At 70.7% G+C, this 14,333-nt stretch carries 12 protein-coding genes, 2 tRNA genes, 1 other RNA gene and 1 pseudogene; 9 read left to right on the top strand and 7 right to left on the bottom strand.

Going from position 1 to position 14,333, the window contains the following annotated elements; genetic code table 11:
- Nucleotides 1–50: 50 nt before the first annotated feature.
- Nucleotides 51–1,301 (bottom strand): MurT ligase domain-containing protein, encoded by a 1,251-nt coding sequence (locus CED_RS06555; protein WP_035909181.1) that lies wholly within the window; start codon nucleotides 1,299–1,301, stop codon nucleotides 51–53.
- 419 nt (nucleotides 1,302–1,720) lie between these two features.
- Between CED_RS06555 and CED_RS06550 the strand changes: the two genes are divergently transcribed.
- The 3 genes from CED_RS06550 to CED_RS06540 all read left to right on the top strand — a co-directional run bounded on the left by CED_RS06550 (nucleotide 1,721) and on the right by CED_RS06540 (nucleotide 2,990).
- The gene (locus CED_RS06550; RefSeq protein WP_011434747.1) at nucleotides 1,721–2,212 is read left to right on the top strand and encodes a tRNA adenosine deaminase-associated protein; all 492 of its coding nucleotides are present in this window, start codon (nucleotides 1,721–1,723) and stop codon (nucleotides 2,210–2,212) included.
- Between the two features lie 42 nt (nucleotides 2,213–2,254).
- Nucleotides 2,255–2,785, top strand: a complete 531-nt coding sequence (gene tadA / locus CED_RS06545; protein ID WP_011434746.1) for a tRNA adenosine(34) deaminase TadA — start codon at nucleotides 2,255–2,257, stop codon at nucleotides 2,783–2,785.
- Between the two features lie 118 nt (nucleotides 2,786–2,903).
- Nucleotides 2,904–2,990, top strand: a tRNA-Ser gene (locus CED_RS06540).
- 127 nt (nucleotides 2,991–3,117) lie between these two features.
- On the opposite strand, the gene CED_RS06535 is transcribed toward CED_RS06540, so the two are convergent.
- Together CED_RS06535 and CED_RS06530 are read right to left on the bottom strand one after the other, a co-directional pair.
- Nucleotides 3,118–4,503 carry a pyridoxal-dependent decarboxylase gene (locus CED_RS06535; protein WP_011434745.1) on the bottom strand — a complete coding sequence of 462 codons (1,386 nt, stop codon included), beginning with the start codon at nucleotides 4,501–4,503 and terminating at the stop codon, nucleotides 3,118–3,120.
- 534 nt (nucleotides 4,504–5,037) lie between these two features.
- Entirely contained in the window at nucleotides 5,038–5,373 is a 336-nt protein-coding gene (locus tag CED_RS06530) for a DUF4326 domain-containing protein (protein WP_023840114.1), read from the bottom strand.
- A 631-nt stretch (nucleotides 5,374–6,004) separates the two neighbouring features.
- Here CED_RS06530 and CED_RS06525 point away from each other — a divergent pair.
- Nucleotides 6,005–8,971, top strand: a complete 2,967-nt coding sequence (locus CED_RS06525) for a TIR domain-containing protein (protein ID WP_235186934.1) — start codon at nucleotides 6,005–6,007, stop codon at nucleotides 8,969–8,971.
- Nucleotides 8,972–9,008: 37 nt separating this feature from the next.
- Here the strand turns inward: CED_RS06525 and CED_RS06520 are convergent, their stop codons facing one another.
- The 3 genes from CED_RS06520 to CED_RS06505 all read right to left on the bottom strand — a co-directional run bounded on the left by CED_RS06520 (nucleotide 9,009) and on the right by CED_RS06505 (nucleotide 11,609).
- A complete protein-coding gene (locus CED_RS06520; protein ID WP_023840116.1) occupies nucleotides 9,009–10,046 on the bottom strand; it encodes a hypothetical protein in 1,038 nt (345 codons plus the stop codon).
- Between the two features lie 293 nt (nucleotides 10,047–10,339).
- Nucleotides 10,340–11,104 carry a radical SAM protein gene (locus CED_RS25090; RefSeq protein ID WP_235186933.1) on the bottom strand — a complete coding sequence of 255 codons (765 nt, stop codon included), beginning with the start codon at nucleotides 11,102–11,104 and terminating at the stop codon, nucleotides 10,340–10,342.
- A gap of 31 nt (nucleotides 11,105–11,135) precedes the next feature.
- Nucleotides 11,136–11,609 (bottom strand): hypothetical protein, encoded by a 474-nt coding sequence (locus CED_RS06505; RefSeq protein WP_011434739.1) that lies wholly within the window; start codon nucleotides 11,607–11,609, stop codon nucleotides 11,136–11,138.
- A 61-nt stretch (nucleotides 11,610–11,670) separates the two neighbouring features.
- On the opposite strand from CED_RS06505, the gene CED_RS24630 reads away from it, so the two are divergent.
- The 4 genes and pseudogenes from CED_RS24630 to CED_RS06495 form a co-directional block, all read left to right on the top strand.
- Nucleotides 11,671–11,907 (top strand): hypothetical protein, encoded by a 237-nt coding sequence (locus CED_RS24630; protein ID WP_023840118.1) that lies wholly within the window; start codon nucleotides 11,671–11,673, stop codon nucleotides 11,905–11,907.
- A 19-nt stretch (nucleotides 11,908–11,926) separates the two neighbouring features.
- Entirely contained in the window at nucleotides 11,927–12,472 is a 546-nt protein-coding gene (locus CED_RS24625; protein ID WP_023840119.1) for a hypothetical protein, read from the top strand.
- A gap of 627 nt (nucleotides 12,473–13,099) precedes the next feature.
- Nucleotides 13,100–13,276, top strand: coding sequence for a hypothetical protein (locus CED_RS24215; RefSeq protein WP_023840122.1), 177 nt, complete (start codon nucleotides 13,100–13,102; stop codon nucleotides 13,274–13,276).
- Between the two features lie 246 nt (nucleotides 13,277–13,522).
- Nucleotides 13,523–13,756: pseudogene (locus CED_RS06495) on the top strand (zinc ribbon domain-containing protein); the annotation flags it as partial.
- Nucleotides 13,757–14,035: 279 nt separating this feature from the next.
- On the opposite strand, the gene CED_RS06490 reads toward CED_RS06495, so the two are convergent.
- Nucleotides 14,036–14,120: transfer RNA gene (locus CED_RS06490), tRNA-Ser, on the bottom strand.
- Between the two features lie 106 nt (nucleotides 14,121–14,226).
- On the opposite strand from CED_RS06490, the gene ffs reads away from it, so the two are divergent.
- Nucleotides 14,227–14,323: signal recognition particle sRNA small type (ffs, locus tag CED_RS21835), an RNA gene on the top strand.
- The last annotated feature ends 10 nt before the right edge of the window (nucleotides 14,324–14,333 follow it).

Below are 14,333 nucleotides of genomic sequence, written 5' to 3'. Positions count from 1 at the left end.
AGCCACGTGCACAACCTAGCCACGTGCACAACCTAGCCACGCGCACAACCTCACTGCGTGGACCTCACCAGCAGATCGCGGAACGCCGTGTAGTTGGCGACGACGTCGACCACCTTCTCGTTGGCGGCCAGGGCCGCGTCCCGCGCACTGGCATACACGCTGTGCGGCACCTCCGCATAGGCCAGCCGCACGCTCATGTCCTCCTTGCGCTCCCCGGTGACCAGCACCTGCCGGCCGGCGAGCCGTTCGAACGGCACGTCCCAGATCCAGGACGGATCCCGCCCGTCAGCGGTCTGGGAGTTGAAGTCGATGACGACAGGCCGCGGCGGCGCGTCCGCCAACAGCTCCATCATCTCCACCCAGCCAGCGGGGTTCTTCGCCAGCAGCAGCCGGCCTCGATGGCCCTCCTCGCCGAGCGCCACCTCCTGATAGCGACCCTGCACATCGCCCAGGCCGGTCATGGCCGCAAGCGCATCCTCGATCTCGACGCCGAACTCCCGGGCCGCGGCGGCGGCCATCGCCGCGTTGCCGAGGTTCACCCGTCCGGGCAGATCGAGCCGGGCCTCGATGGTGCGGCCGTACCAGAGTAGTTCCCGGGAGCCGGTGACCGCGACGATCGGCTCGGGCCTGGCCAGCCCGCACTCGGACCACCAGCCGCTGCTGTTGCGGTGTAGCAGCCGGGCGCACTGCGGGCAGACCATCGCGTCCGCCGTCCAGTTCTGCCCCGCCGACACCCAGACCTGCCGGTGCCAGCCCGCCGCCGCCCAGGCCACCAGGGGATCATCGACGTTCGCGACCACCGTCGTGTCGCGCAGCTCCGAGCCGAGCTCGCGCCACATGGCGGCGATGCGCCGCGTCTCGTTGGACCGGTCGAGCTGGTCACGGCTGATGTTCAGCAGCAGGACCACCCGCGGCGAGATCTCCCTGGCCACCTTCGGCAGCCAGATCTCGTCCACCTCGAGAGCCGCCGCCGCGTCAAACGGCGGCCGGGACAGCGCGGCCAGCNCCCCGGGCGCCATGTTCGCCCCGCCGCTGTTCGACTTGACCGGCCCCAGGGTGCCCAGGGCCCGGGCAAGCAGCCTCGTGGTGGTGGTCTTGCCGTTGGTGCCCGACACGCAGGCGGTCATCCGGTGGGAGCCGACCTCGGCGAGCGCCGCCGGGGATACCCGCAGCGCGAGCTTGCCACCGATCATCTCGCCGGAACCACGGCCGAGCCGGCGTGACGCCTCGGCCGCCAGGCGTTCAACGGCGAGCGCGGCCTGGGTCCTGGCGGTGAACCGGCGGGGGATTGATGTCGTCATCGCGGTTTCTACAGTGCCACGACGGCACCGGGCGGCGAAGCCCGCCCCGTCTTCTGTTCCGATAGATCCCGGTCCAGTCCCCGGTCATCGGCCCGGTACCACCCGGTAGCGCCCCGGACGGGGGTTTGTTCCAGCCCGGACATTACCTCACGTGAGCTGGCGTTACCCATAGTCCGTTGGGGAAGGTGTCGACCGGACCACCGTCGCGGAATCGACGCGGCATCGCGGTAGAACTCACCTGACAGGGTGAACCGGAATACCCACGGCCGCCCCCACAGGTGAGAATCACAGGCGGAACACGGCTGGTCGGCGCGGGTGCGCCGGTTTGGCCACCGGGGGCCGCGCCGGGCGGGCATCCCGGACCGGCACGGCCGGCCCGGGTCCGCCGCGCGGTTGCAGAAGGGACGTGAGGGCGCACAGTGACCACGAAGGCAATCGCGATCGCGCGGGTACACGGCCACTGGTCGGTGCACGATCTCGACCCGGCCGACGTCGACGACCTCGACGCCCTCACCGACATGATGCGGGATCTGGGTGATGGCCCCGTCGTCGCCTTCCTCGAGGAGGACGACGAGTACCTCGCGGTGGTCCGGGTGTGTCCCGACGACCCGGATCCGCAGGTCTTCCTCTCCGATCGCCGGGTCCTGGTGACCTCCGACCTCGCCGAACGCCTGTTCGCCGACGCGCTGCCCTCGATGGCGGGGCTGACCACCCCGGACGACGAGGATGACGCGTCCGCCGTCACCCATGCCGCCCCCGTGGGCGATCTCGATCTACTCGGCGATCTGGGCACCCCCGCGGAGGCGTTGTTGGAACTGATCGGCGAGGAGGGGATGCTGCCAGGCGATGTGATCAGCGCGCTCAGCGAACGGGCCGGGGCGGGGGAGATCCTCGATGACGCACGTGGCTGAGCCCACCGCTTCGGTCCCGCGCCGCCGGCCCGCTGATCCGGGATGACCGATCCCGACGAGTACCCCCGGGCGGGCGCTCCCGCCCGGCTGAGCGGTCCGCCCGGACCGGACCGCTTCCACGAGGCGATGGGGCTCGCCCTGCGCGAGGCCCGCCTGGCCCCGGACCACGCCGACGTCCCGGTGGGTGCCCTGGTGGTGACCGAGGACGGCACGGTGCTCGGGCTCGGGCACAACGAGCGGGAACGCGGCGCCGATCCCACCGCCCACGCCGAGATGATCGCCCTGCGGGCGGCCGCGCGCCGGACGGGTTCCTGGCGGCTACCGGGAGCCACCCTCGTGGTCACGCTGGAGCCCTGCACCATGTGCGCGGGGGCCCTCGTGCTCGCCCGGGTGGACCGCCTCGTCTACGGCGCGGTTGACGAGAAGGCCGGGGCGGTCGGCTCGCTCTGGGACGTGGTGCGGGACCGGCGGCTCAATCATCGACCCGAAGTGGTCGCCGGGATCCGCGCCGACGAGTGTGGCGCCCTCCTGGCGGAGTTCTTCGCCGCGCGCCGGCGCCCGGCGGGGCGCTAGCCGGCACACCGCCGCCACGCTCGCCCGGTTCGGGGCGACGGGCCGCAGCCTCGGCGCCGTCGGACCCCTACACACCCCGGCGAACCGGACTCTCGCGACGTCCGGTAGGCTAGTCCGCGGTGGAGTCGCCTAGTGGCCGAGGGCGCACGCCTCGAAAGCGTGTGAGGGGGCAACCCCTCCGTGGGTTCAAATCCCACCTCCACCGCCCTAGCGGCACGTCTCGCTCTTCGCGTGCTGGCCGGGCCCGCACAGCGGTCCCGGAGGATCAAGCCCGGGCACCGGGCCGGCGGGGAGACCGGACGGCGGGGAGAGGGAGCCCATCGCGGCGAGGATCAGGCCATCGTGGCGAGGATCGCGCCGATGTCGTCAACGGTGGTCCGCGGGTTGACGATGGCGAACCGGGCGACGGTCTCGCCCTCGTGCACGGTGGGCGGAACAAACGCGAAACCGTCCCGCAGCAGGTTCTCGCTCCACCGCTGGTAGTCCGCGGCCTGCCAACCCAGCCGACGGAACACCACGATCGACAGCTGCGGTTCCCGCACCAGCTCGACGTAAGGCAGCGCGGCGATCTGGAGCGCGGCCGCCCGGGCGGTCGCCAGCGTGGACTCGATGGCCCGGCCGTAGGCCAAGGTGCCATGCGTCGCCAGCGAGAACCAGAACGGCAGCCCGCGGGCCCGCCGGGACAGCCCGATGGCGTAGTCCGACGGGTTCCAGGCCCCCGCCGAATCCAGGACCTCGAGGTAGCCGGCCCGCTGCGGGCCGTGCGCCGCCCGGGCCACCGCCGGATCGCGATACACCAGCGCGCAGGCATCGAACGGCGCGAACAGCCACTTGTGCGGATCGACGATGAACGAGTCGGTCTCGGCGATCCCGTCGAAGAGAGAGTGGGTCGATGCGGCGGCGAGCGCGGCCAGCCCGTAGGCGCCGTCCACATGTACCCACAGCCCGCGGGCCTGACAGACGTCCACCACCCCGCGGATGTCATCGACGGTGCCGAACTGGGTGGTCCCTGCGGTCGCCACCACCGCGAACACGCCGTCGACGGCCTGGGCGCCGTCCTGCTCGGCGAGCCGGTCCAGCGCCTCGGCCAACAGCGGACCGGTCAGTCGTCCGGCGTCATCCGTCGGCACGACGACGACCTCGGTGTCGAGCACCGTGGCGGCCTGGTAGAGGGAGGAGTGCGCTTCGGCCCCACAGACGAACCGCCATCGCGGTGGAGTCGGCCGACCGGCGGCGGTCAACCGGCTCCGGGCGGCATGCCGGGCGGCGGCCAGCGCCGACAGGTTGCCGACGGTGCCCCCCGGTACGAACAGCCCACCGGCGCAGGCGGGGAAGCCCGCGAGGTCCGACAGCCATCGCAGCGCCTCGTTCTCCGCGAAGACCGCGCCCGCGCCCTCCATCCAGCTGCCCGCGTAGATGGACGACGCCCCGACCACCAGATCGAACAATACAGCCGCCTTAGTCGGGGCGGCCGGGATGAAGGCGAGATTGCGGGGATGATCCGTCGAGATGCAGGCGCGGGACAGCTCCTCGTCGAACACCTCGAGAGCGCGACGGCCACCGATGCCCTCGGCGGTGATCGTGGATCCCACCGCCGCCGCCAACTCGTCCCATGACAATGGCGCGTCCAGCGGTACCGGATCGAATCCGAGCCGGACGCGGGCAAAGTCACATATCGCGCGGACGAGGTCGGCAGCCTGCGCGTCAAACCGATGCACAGGCGGAGTCTAGGGTCGGCCATGCCCGGACATCGGGCAGCTCACCCCGCCGCAACACCGGCGTTTCCGGGTCAACCCCGAGTTCACACCGGCTCGTCGCGGACCGTCACAAGTCGCCCGGGTCGGGTGATCTCCCGCGACCCGAGGGACGACGCGAGGCTACGCGTCCTGCTTGCCGCGCTGACGACGGAAGAGGAACCCGCCACCAACCAGGGCAACCAACAGAACAATCGCTCCGACACGCTTCACAACAAACCTCCACGATGAGGACCCGGCCTACGGGACGACATGCCCGGGCGTCCATCCATATACCCCATGGACGCCGCGGAAGGTGCCCAGACCCGCCGTCCCGGGGGACGAACGGCTGACACATCCTCATGCCATCGAAACCGAGCATGCCATGAAGTGGTCCCAGGCGTGCGACCGGACCGCCGGACAAGCCGACGCGTCCTACGACAGCACGATGGACACGTGTCGTATCGCGGGGCAATCTTCACGCGGCCCGGCGTTTGGACGGTGCTTTCACAGTCGCCCTCATCGCACCCGTTCGGCGACAAGGGCTGCGAGGATGTCGGCATGGCAGGGCTCGCCCGGCGGGCACCAGCAGGCCAACCGCTTACCAGCCAGGTCGGGCAACTCGGCGAGCCGCTCCGACCGCGAGTAGCGGCGACCGGACCGGTCGTACCGGACATCCGGCCCACTGCCGGTCATCCACGCCGCGTACAGCTCTACCGCCGCGGACCGCCCCCACTCGCGCTGGTCGAAGGGATTGCCCCATCGGGTCGGCCGGGCGACCACGACCACGTCGTCGGGCCTGCGCCACCCGGCGGCGCGGGAGAGCCGGACATGGGACTGTGCGACGGTCATCATCGGAGGCCTCCCAGCTCGACGACATCCCTGGCGCCGCCCAACTCGCCCGGATCGTCGGTGAGATCCAGATCGTCGGTGAGAATGGCGTGCGTGGATGGTACGGACACCACCATCCCCCCGCACGGGGTTCGCAACCGATCGGCGCGGACCGGGCCGGCTGTCCGTGCCGATCAGGCCNCCTCACCGCCGATCCACGTACCAGAGGAGCCACATCGGGCCCGGGAACCAGTGGACGGTCCACGTTCGGCGGACCCGATTCAACGCCACCCCAATAAACAAGCAATCTCTGTGCAATAACCACACAATAACCGTACGATCGTTAATCGTGTGATCGTTGCAGTAAGAAACGTGCCGGAGGCACGGGAACAGCGCAAAAGGGGGCAGCCACAACCATCCAGCCATTCCCCCTTTACTTTCCGTACACCGGAAATTTGATAACGGGTAAAGTACATTTTTTCGACGCGACGAGGTTGCCGTCCCGGCCCTTCTGGTGATATCTCGCGGCGATGCGGCGGGATCGTTCCAGGGCGCCGACGGGACCGGTTGCGACCGGGCGCCGACGAGTATCCATGCCGCCTGCCGGAGGTAGGACAAGCGGCGCATAGAATGTCCGCGAGAATGTGCGCGGCAAATGCGGCGAGTCCTGGGGGCGATGGTGGCACGAGTCTTCGTCAGCCATGCGGGCTCCGACGCGGAGCTGGCCGACAGAGTGCATCAGACGCTGACCCTTCTTGGCCACCGGGTGTTCCTCGCTCAGAACATCCGGGTGGGCGTCCAGCCCGGCGACATGTGGAAGGATCGGTTGCACCGCGAGCTGCGAGCCGCCGACGCCGTGGTCTGTGTCATCACCAACGCCTACAACGCCTCCCCGTGGTGCGCCTACGAACTGGGAATCGCCTACGAGGTCGGCAGCCTGCTGCTGCCGCTGCGCGTGGAGCCGACGGTCACCTCCCCGCTTCTGGAGGACCGGCAGCACGTTCACCTGCACGAGAATCCGGGGTGGGCCGACAACCTGAACATTGGGCTGCGGCGCGTCGAGGCCGGCGGCGGGCTGGGCTGGGCGGACGACCGGTCCCCGTTCCCGGGTCTGCGGCCGTTCACCCGGGACATGGCCAAGGTGTTCTACGGGCGCGGCAACGAGCTGCGGCGACTCACCCACCGGCTACGCTCCCTCGGTGAACAGCGTCTGCTACTGGTGGTCGGCGCCTCCGGATGCGGCAAGTCGTCGCTGGTCACCGCCGGCCTGCCGGCCCAGCTGGCGGGCGAGCCCGGCTGGGAGGTGGCCGACCCCTTCTGGCCGGGCCGGGACCCGGTCCGCAAGCTCGCCCACACCCTGACCCAGGCTGCGAGGCGTGTCGGCCAGCAGTGGGCGGTCACCGACATCGACCGGCAGCTCAGGGAGGACGACCTGGCCCTGATGGGGCTGGCCGAGGAACTTCTGACGGCCGGCTCCGGCCCGGTGCGGGACAGCCTGCTGCTACTGATCATCGATCAGGGCGAGGAGCTGTTCACCCGATCGGACGAAGAGGAACGGGCCCGGTTGGCGACCCTGTTGCGGCATGGGGTCACCGGTCCCGTGCGGGTGGTCATGGCGCTTCGCTCCGAGTTCCAGGACCAGGTCTTCGCCCTGCCCGAACTGAGCGGCCCCCCCGAACAGGGCGGGGTCAACCTGCACGTCTTCCCCCTCCGCCCGCTGGCCCGGGACATGCTGCCGGTCGTCATCACCGAGCCGGCCCGGGTAGCCGGCCTGCACGTGGAGCCGGAGCTGGTCGCCAGGATGGTCGCGGACACCGAGGACGGCGAGGCGCTGCCGCTGCTGGCGTTCACGCTCCATGAGCTGGCCAAGGACCAGACCCGCGGCGGCACCCTGTCGATGGACCGGTACCACGAGCTGGGTGGCGTGCGGGGGGCGCTGGCCCGCCGCGCCGACGCCGTCCTCGACGACGCCGTGGAGACGAGCGGGCTGGGCCGGGAGGAGATCCTGGTCGGCATGGCCGAGCTCGCCACGCTCGACGAGGCCGGTCGGCGGACCCGCCGACGCATCGACCTCAAGGACCTGCCGTCCGACGCGTTGCGGAGAACCTTCCAGGTCTTCGTGAACCAATGGCTGCTGTCCACCCCCAGCGACAGCCTGGGGACCGCCGTCGGGGTCGTCCACGAGGCGTTGCTGACCGCCTGGAAGCCACTGGATGCCGTCATCCGGGAACGGGAAGCCGCCCTGCTCAGTGAGGGCAAGGTCGAGCGTGCCGCCGCCGAGTGGGAGCACAACGACGGCCCGCTCTGGGACGAGGACCGGCTGACCACCGCCATCACGACGCTGTGGCAGTCCTATGAGCGTTTCCGCGCCGGTGAGGAGCCGGTGGTCCATCTCAAACCGGCCGGGCGGAGGTTCATTGACGCGTGCGACCAGCGGATCGAGGAAGCCCGTCGCCAGGAACGTACGCGCGTCGAGGCGGCCCGCCGCCGGGAACGTCACGAACGTCAACGCCGCCAGCAGGTCATCGCTGTCCTTTCCGTGCTCCTCGTCTTCACCGTCGTCGGGGCCGCGGTCGCCACCTGGCAGTCCCTCACCGCCCGGCAGGCGCAGCGCACCGCGGAACGGGCGCAGCGCACCACCGAACGGGCGCGGCACGCCCTGATCACTCACACCCTGCTCGCCGACGCCGACGCCGCGCGGGCGACGGACCAGGTGCGCGCGTTACGACTCGCCATCGCCGCCGAGGACATCGACCCCGGTACCGGTGGTGCGGCCGGCGGTAAGGCCGACAGGGGCGCCGACAGCCGGGCGAACCTGCTGCAAACCCTCGCCGAGGACCCGAACCCACTCGCCAGCCGCGGCGATCCCGTCACCTCGGTGGCGTTTTCCCCGGATGGACGCATCCTGGCCGTCGGCGGCGCGAACGCAACGGTCGTGCTGTGGGATGTGACGGAGGGTCAACATCGTCGGATCGACCCGCCCCTCACCGGCCAGCACAGCGGGATCACGTCGGTGACGTTCTCGCCGGACAGCCGGAACCTCGACGCGACCGGCGTCGACGGGACGGTGCTGCGGTGGGACGTCACCGACCCAGACCGGCCACAATTGCGGGGGCGTGTGAACGCCGCCGCGGCCCTCCCCACGCCGTGGGATGCGTTCTCCCCGGACGGGCGCCTCAGAGCCACCGGCCAGGACGGATCAATCATGCTGGCGGATGTCACCGCCCCGGATCGGCCCCGGCCGCCCAGCATCCTTCTCGCCGACCCCGGACCGGTCCGGGCCGTGGCCTTCTCCCCGCACGGGCAGGTCCTGGCCGCGGTCGGATCTGGCCGGAGGGTATGGCTCTGGGATACCAGCGTCACCCCGCCGCGGCAGATCGGGCAGCCGCTGACCGGGCACACCCGCTCCGTCCTGTCGCTGGCGTTTTCCCCGGACGGCGGGACGCTGGCCTCCGGCGGCAACGATGGCACCGTCCGGCTGTGGCGGCTCGCCGCGGTCGACGCGTTCCGCCGCAACGGCGTCGTCGAGTACGCCTGCCACGAGGCCCAGGGCGGGCTCGACCGGTCGGCGTGGAGCTTCCACATTCCCGGCCTGCCCTACCAGGACACCTGCGCGGGGTGACCGCCGGCGGCACCGGCGGCTACCTCGGCAACGACGGCTACCTCGGCAACGACGGCAACGACGGCAACGTCCAGGTGTCGAGGCGTTCGGCGATGTTGTTCGTGCCCTGGCGCCGCCCGGCGATCCGCCGGGCGTCCGCGAGGAACCGGTGGGTCCGCGTGACCATCACGGCGTTCGGCCGGTGCTCGGAGATGTCCAGTGCCTCGGTGACGAGCGCTTCAGCCTCGTCGACGTGGTGGCGGTACAGGGCCGCTGTAGCCGCGGCGATCCTCGCCATCGACCGCAGGCCGGTCGCCCCGGCGACATCGAGATGGTGCACCGAGGCGTCGGTATAGACCGATGCCGCGTCCGGCTGGCCGAGTTCGACGTACGCTGCCGCGGACAGTTCGGCGAGCGTCAGCATGTGCAGGGTGTCGATCGAGAACCCGGGGTTACCCGACTGCGCGCGACTCAGCGTCCCCTGGATGCGCCAGGCACGATTGATCGCTTCGTGCACGCCCGCCCGTTCACCGAGCGCGCCCAGGGTACGGGCCTCTATCGCCGCGGCGCGGCTGGCGGCCGGCGAGCCCGCACCGACGTGGGACGTGGCGGCGCGGGCCAGCGCGAGGGCGGAGGTCAGGCGGCCGGACTTNCGGGCCAGGGAGCTCTGCCACAGCCGAACCCAGCACTGAAGTGTCCGGTCCCGCGCCTCCTCGGCGTGGCCGAACGCCTCGGCGAACGCGGCCGTCGCCCCGGGGATGTCACCGAGGTCGTGGCGGGTGGTGGCCCACAGGGCGGCCAGGCGGCCGGCGGCGCGGTGCAGGCGGGCGTCGACGGCGGTCGGGTGCCCGCCCTCGGCGAGCAGGGAGCGGACGGCCGGCAGATGCCGGCGTAGGTACACGCTCGTCGCGCCGATCGGAGTCCGCTCGTACGCCCCGGTGATCTGCTCGATGCGGACGTCGATGTGGTTCAGGACGTCCTCGGACGCGATCACTCTCGGGATCACTCGCCCGCTCCGGACCATGAACAGCCCGGGTGGCAGGGATGCCCCCGCCGCCAGCCGGAGGAACCGCCGTCGATCGGACTCGTCGCCCATGCCGCACCTGCGCTTCGGGATGTCGCCCGCCTCCCATGACCATGATCCGTCCGTGGGCAGTCGAGAAACGGGTCATCGTCCATGGTCACGCCCCGTCTTCCATGATCATGCCCCGTCTGCCGGTCCGACTGCACACTCGCTGGACGCTAGCCGGGGCGGCCGCCCGCCGGAAGCGGAAACACCCAGCACAACGTGGTCTCCCGCGGCCTGCGGGCCACGGCCCACGGCGTCCCACGGCGGCACCGGTCGACCCGGCGCAGGTCACTAGCCGTGACTTTTGCACCGGCGGAGCCTCAGTGCGGTCGTGGCAGCCGCCCGCCGGCAGCCGGCCGCGACGGGCGAGGTCGGCGGNGNTGTGGGNGAGGNTCGCCGCGTTGTGCAACCGCCAGCGTTCCCAGCCGGGAGTGCCCTTGCGCACCCGCTCCGGCCGGACGTCCGCGGCGTCGGTAACGGTCTCGAAGGGTTTCTGCTCGTGCGGCCGCACGTCCGTGACGTGGCTCAGCCCCTGCGGTGGGGTGCCGACGAAGCCGCAGCGCAGGATGCGGATGGCGGCGAGCAGCCGGTCCACGAGGGCCGGCTCGCAGAGCACATCGTCGTCGAGGTAGAGCACATANCGGCCGNGGGACGCGTCGAGCAGGANCNGGCGCTGCNCCNCCATGCCCCGCCACATCCGCCCCCGGTGCACCTCGACGGCGCCGCCCCGCGGTGTAGTAGCTGGTGGACATCCGTACCCCAGGCCGCGTCAGTGTCGGCCAGAGGCCATCCGGGATCCGGACCAGATTGGTGAAGATCTCCACCGTCATGCCGGTGTCGAGCGCCCGGCCGACAAACTCGGGCAGCGCCGGGTGCAACGTCGGCTCACCGCCGATCATCGACACCAGGCGGACCCCGAGCTCGGCGGCAGCGTCGATGACCTCCGCCCAGTCGGCCGCGGTCATCGGCCCGTGCCCGCCGGCCGGGCCCGAGTCGGCGTAGCAGTGGGAACAGGAAAGCTGGCAGCGGCCGGTGAGCTCCAGCGACAGCCGGTCGATCGGCGGTGGGGCAAGGGNGGNGGTCACTTGTTCTCCTTGCGGGNGGNTGCGGNGGGGNTCAGTGGGCGGTGAGGGCTCGCGGGGGATGGAGCTCGCCGCCCTGGTGGAGGGCGGCGCGCTGCGTGAGCTGGTCGGGGGTGAGGGCCTTCATCCCGTGGTAGGTGCCGGCGACCTGGGCGCGGGCGAGTTCGAGCGCGAGCGCCGCCCACTGGACGAGCTGGCGGTCGATCTCCTCCATCTGCTCGGTCGCGGGCAGCGTGCCGCCGTACAGGAGGTGGTGGACGAGCGCGACGGTCCGCGCCATCTGGCGGACGTTGGTGTCGGCGGTGCCCTGGTAGCGGGTGCACTCCTCGGTGAGGATCTTCACCTGCTCGTCGCTGAGGTTCAGGGCCTCGCGGTGCTCGACGTCCTGGCCGAACAGTCGGCCTGCTCGGAGCCGCTGCCGTTGCCGCCCAGATCTCCGGACGGATCGCGGCCGCCGCCGCCATCGCCCCCCGACGCTGCGGGAGATCGAGGCGAACATCAACCGCATCGCCCGCGCCTACATCGTCACCCCGCCGGCCGAGCTCGCCGCCGAAGCCGAACGGGAGTGGATGGCCGTCGAGCAGATGCTCGATCGCCGGGTGCGAGGGAAGACCCGGACCACGTTGGACCTCCGCGCCGGCCAGTACGCGATCTATCTCGCGTTGACCGCCAACGACCTCGGCGCGCAGGAGGATTCCGACACCTATCTCGATCTTGCCGGTCAGCACGCCCAGGAAGCCGGCGACCGGCTCCTGTCCGACTGCGTCGCCGCGGTCGGACAGCTCGTTCGCCTACTTCCGGAATGATCCGCATCGCGCGCGGAGCGTGGCCGCGGAGCGGCGCCGTGACGCGCACCCCTACGCGCGGCCCATGCTGGCCGCCTGCGAATCGCGGTCCGCCGCCCGCGGGGGCGACGAGTCGACCGCGCGAGCCGCGCTAGACGACATGTGGGACCACCTGTGGAACGGACCCGTCATGCCCGGTGAGGTCCGCATCGATGAAGGCCAGGCCGTGGCTCAGACAGCGGCGATCCTCGCCACCCTGCGGGACCCGGCCTCCGAGAAGTTCGCGCAGCGCGCCGTCGACGCCTACCTCGGAAGCGGCCGGTCGGCGAACCTCGGCGGCTCCTACAACGCCCTCGCCCGCAGCTACCTGCACCGGGCCGAACCGGACCCGGAACGGGCCACCGCTGCGACGCGCAGTGCGTTGGAGGCGGTCGGAGACCAGCGGACTTCGTGGGTCGTCGGACCAGCCGCGAAGACCTGGCGCACCCTGGATGCCCGCTGGGGAACGATGCCGGCGGTCCGGGAACTCGGCGAACCGGTCGCGGCAGCGCAACGCCCGGCACTGACGTCCGGAACGAACGTCTGAGCCGCGCCTTTCTGCATGCCTACCGCGTGCTCCGCGGCCATAGGGACCGCGGCGGCGCCCGTTCTGCCCATAGCGGGCGGGCAGCGTCACGGCGTCGGTGTGCGACGCGCAGATGCAGTAACGGATCCCGAGGCCGCAGATCTGGCCGCGAGGGTCGTCGGTGGCCAGATGTCCGCAAATGCCGCCGCGCGGGAAATGGGCTGGCGGCACCCGCGGATCGTCGTCTCCTCGCCTACCGCGGNCGCTGCCGCTCTCCGTAAGCACATGTCCCGCGATGACCTAGCGCGCCTGATCGCGATCCTCCAGGAAGGCAACAGCCATGGATGACCTGTACGCCCGCGCCGGGCTGATCCGTCACAAGGTCAACGTGTTCGCTGCGATGGACACGGACGGGAAGGCGTATTCGCCGCTCCGTCCCGAACCGGAATCCGGCCCGGAACCCGCAGCCCCGGCCCCCAATCGCGTGATCTCAGTCACATAGCGGGTCAATCAATAGAAGNTCATAGATCTTGNTGTTTCAAGATCAATAATTTGCCGTAGCCGGATGATCGTCGATATGAACGGATGTGGGTCGCCCTCGGTCGGTCCGCTCCACAAGGGAGTGGTCTGGCTAAAGGGAGGAACCCCGTGTTTCTGATCGTTCTGATGACCGCGGTACCCGAGGCGCTGTACCGCGGTGTCTGGCTGCTGGGGCTGATCGTGGTGCTTCGCGGCGCGACTCCGGCGGAGCGGGAAGCCCTCCTCAGAGCCTACGGACGGGCATATCCAGCACCGCGAGCTCAGAGAGTGTCACGGCAGCGGTGACCGTCAGCCGGCGCGGTGTCCAGCGAGGGCGTAGGCGGGGTGCCGGGCGCGGTTGTACCGCTGAGTGGTGCGCGGGTCGGCGTGGCCGGCGGCGTCCTGGACGTCGTGCAGGGGCAGGTCGGATCGCCACGTTGCGGAGCGGGTGGTTCCTGCGGAGGTCGGTCTGCCGGGTGTACCGGTCGAGCGCGGTCGACGTTGGAGACCACCGGCCTCCCTCCGCGATCGCCGCGCGGGGCGCGCCTGCGGACGCTGTCCGAGCGCACGTTCACCTGCCAGTCCTGCGGACTGGTACTCGACCGCGACCACAACGCCGCAATCAACCTGCACAACCTCGTCGCCGCCAGTGCGTCGGAGACGGTAAACGCCCGTGGAGACGACCGTAAGACCCGCGCAAGCGGGCAGGTGGCTAAGAAGCGGGAACCGAGCGCGGCTTCGGCCGATCAGACTCGGGGCGCCTCGCCGAGAGGCAAGGCGGCATGAGAGCACCATTGGACGCTCACATGCAACGGTGTCGACATCACGCTGGTGTCCAAGCGGCACGGGCACAGCTCCACCGCGATCACCGGCAACCTCTACGTCCACCTGATGCGGTCGTCCGGCCAGCGGGCCGCCGAGGCGGTGGCTACCGCGGTGCCCCGCACACGCCGGACTCTCACGGGACTCTCACAACGATCATCGGAGGATGGTGACCCTGTGTCCGACCCGGAATCCGCCCAGGTCAGGAGCCTTGATCATAATTGCCGGAATACAGCGAAACGGCGGAGGATGCGAGATTCGAACTCGCGAGGGGTTGCCCCCAACACGCTTTCCAAGCGTGCGCCCTAGGCCACTAGGCGAATCCTCCGTGGATGAGACTATCTGATCGTTGCGGGGCCGGGCGCCGGGCCTGCCGCCGTGCCGCCCGGCAGACCTCGGAATTCATGATCGTCCATCACGGGCTAGACTGCACAGCAGACCCCTCGTGCGGCGTTACCCTCGTGAACCCCCCCAGGGCCGGAAGGCAGCAAGGGTAAGCGGGCTCTGGCGGGTGTGCGGGGGGTCCTCTCGTTTCGCCGAT

Source organism: Frankia sp. CeD, assembly GCF_000732115.1.
GTDB classification, from domain to species: domain Bacteria; phylum Actinomycetota; class Actinomycetes; order Frankiales; family Frankiaceae; genus Frankia; species Frankia casuarinae.
The sequence above is the reverse complement of the archived record's forward strand: the minus strand, read 5'-3'. Positions and strand labels throughout refer to the sequence as shown.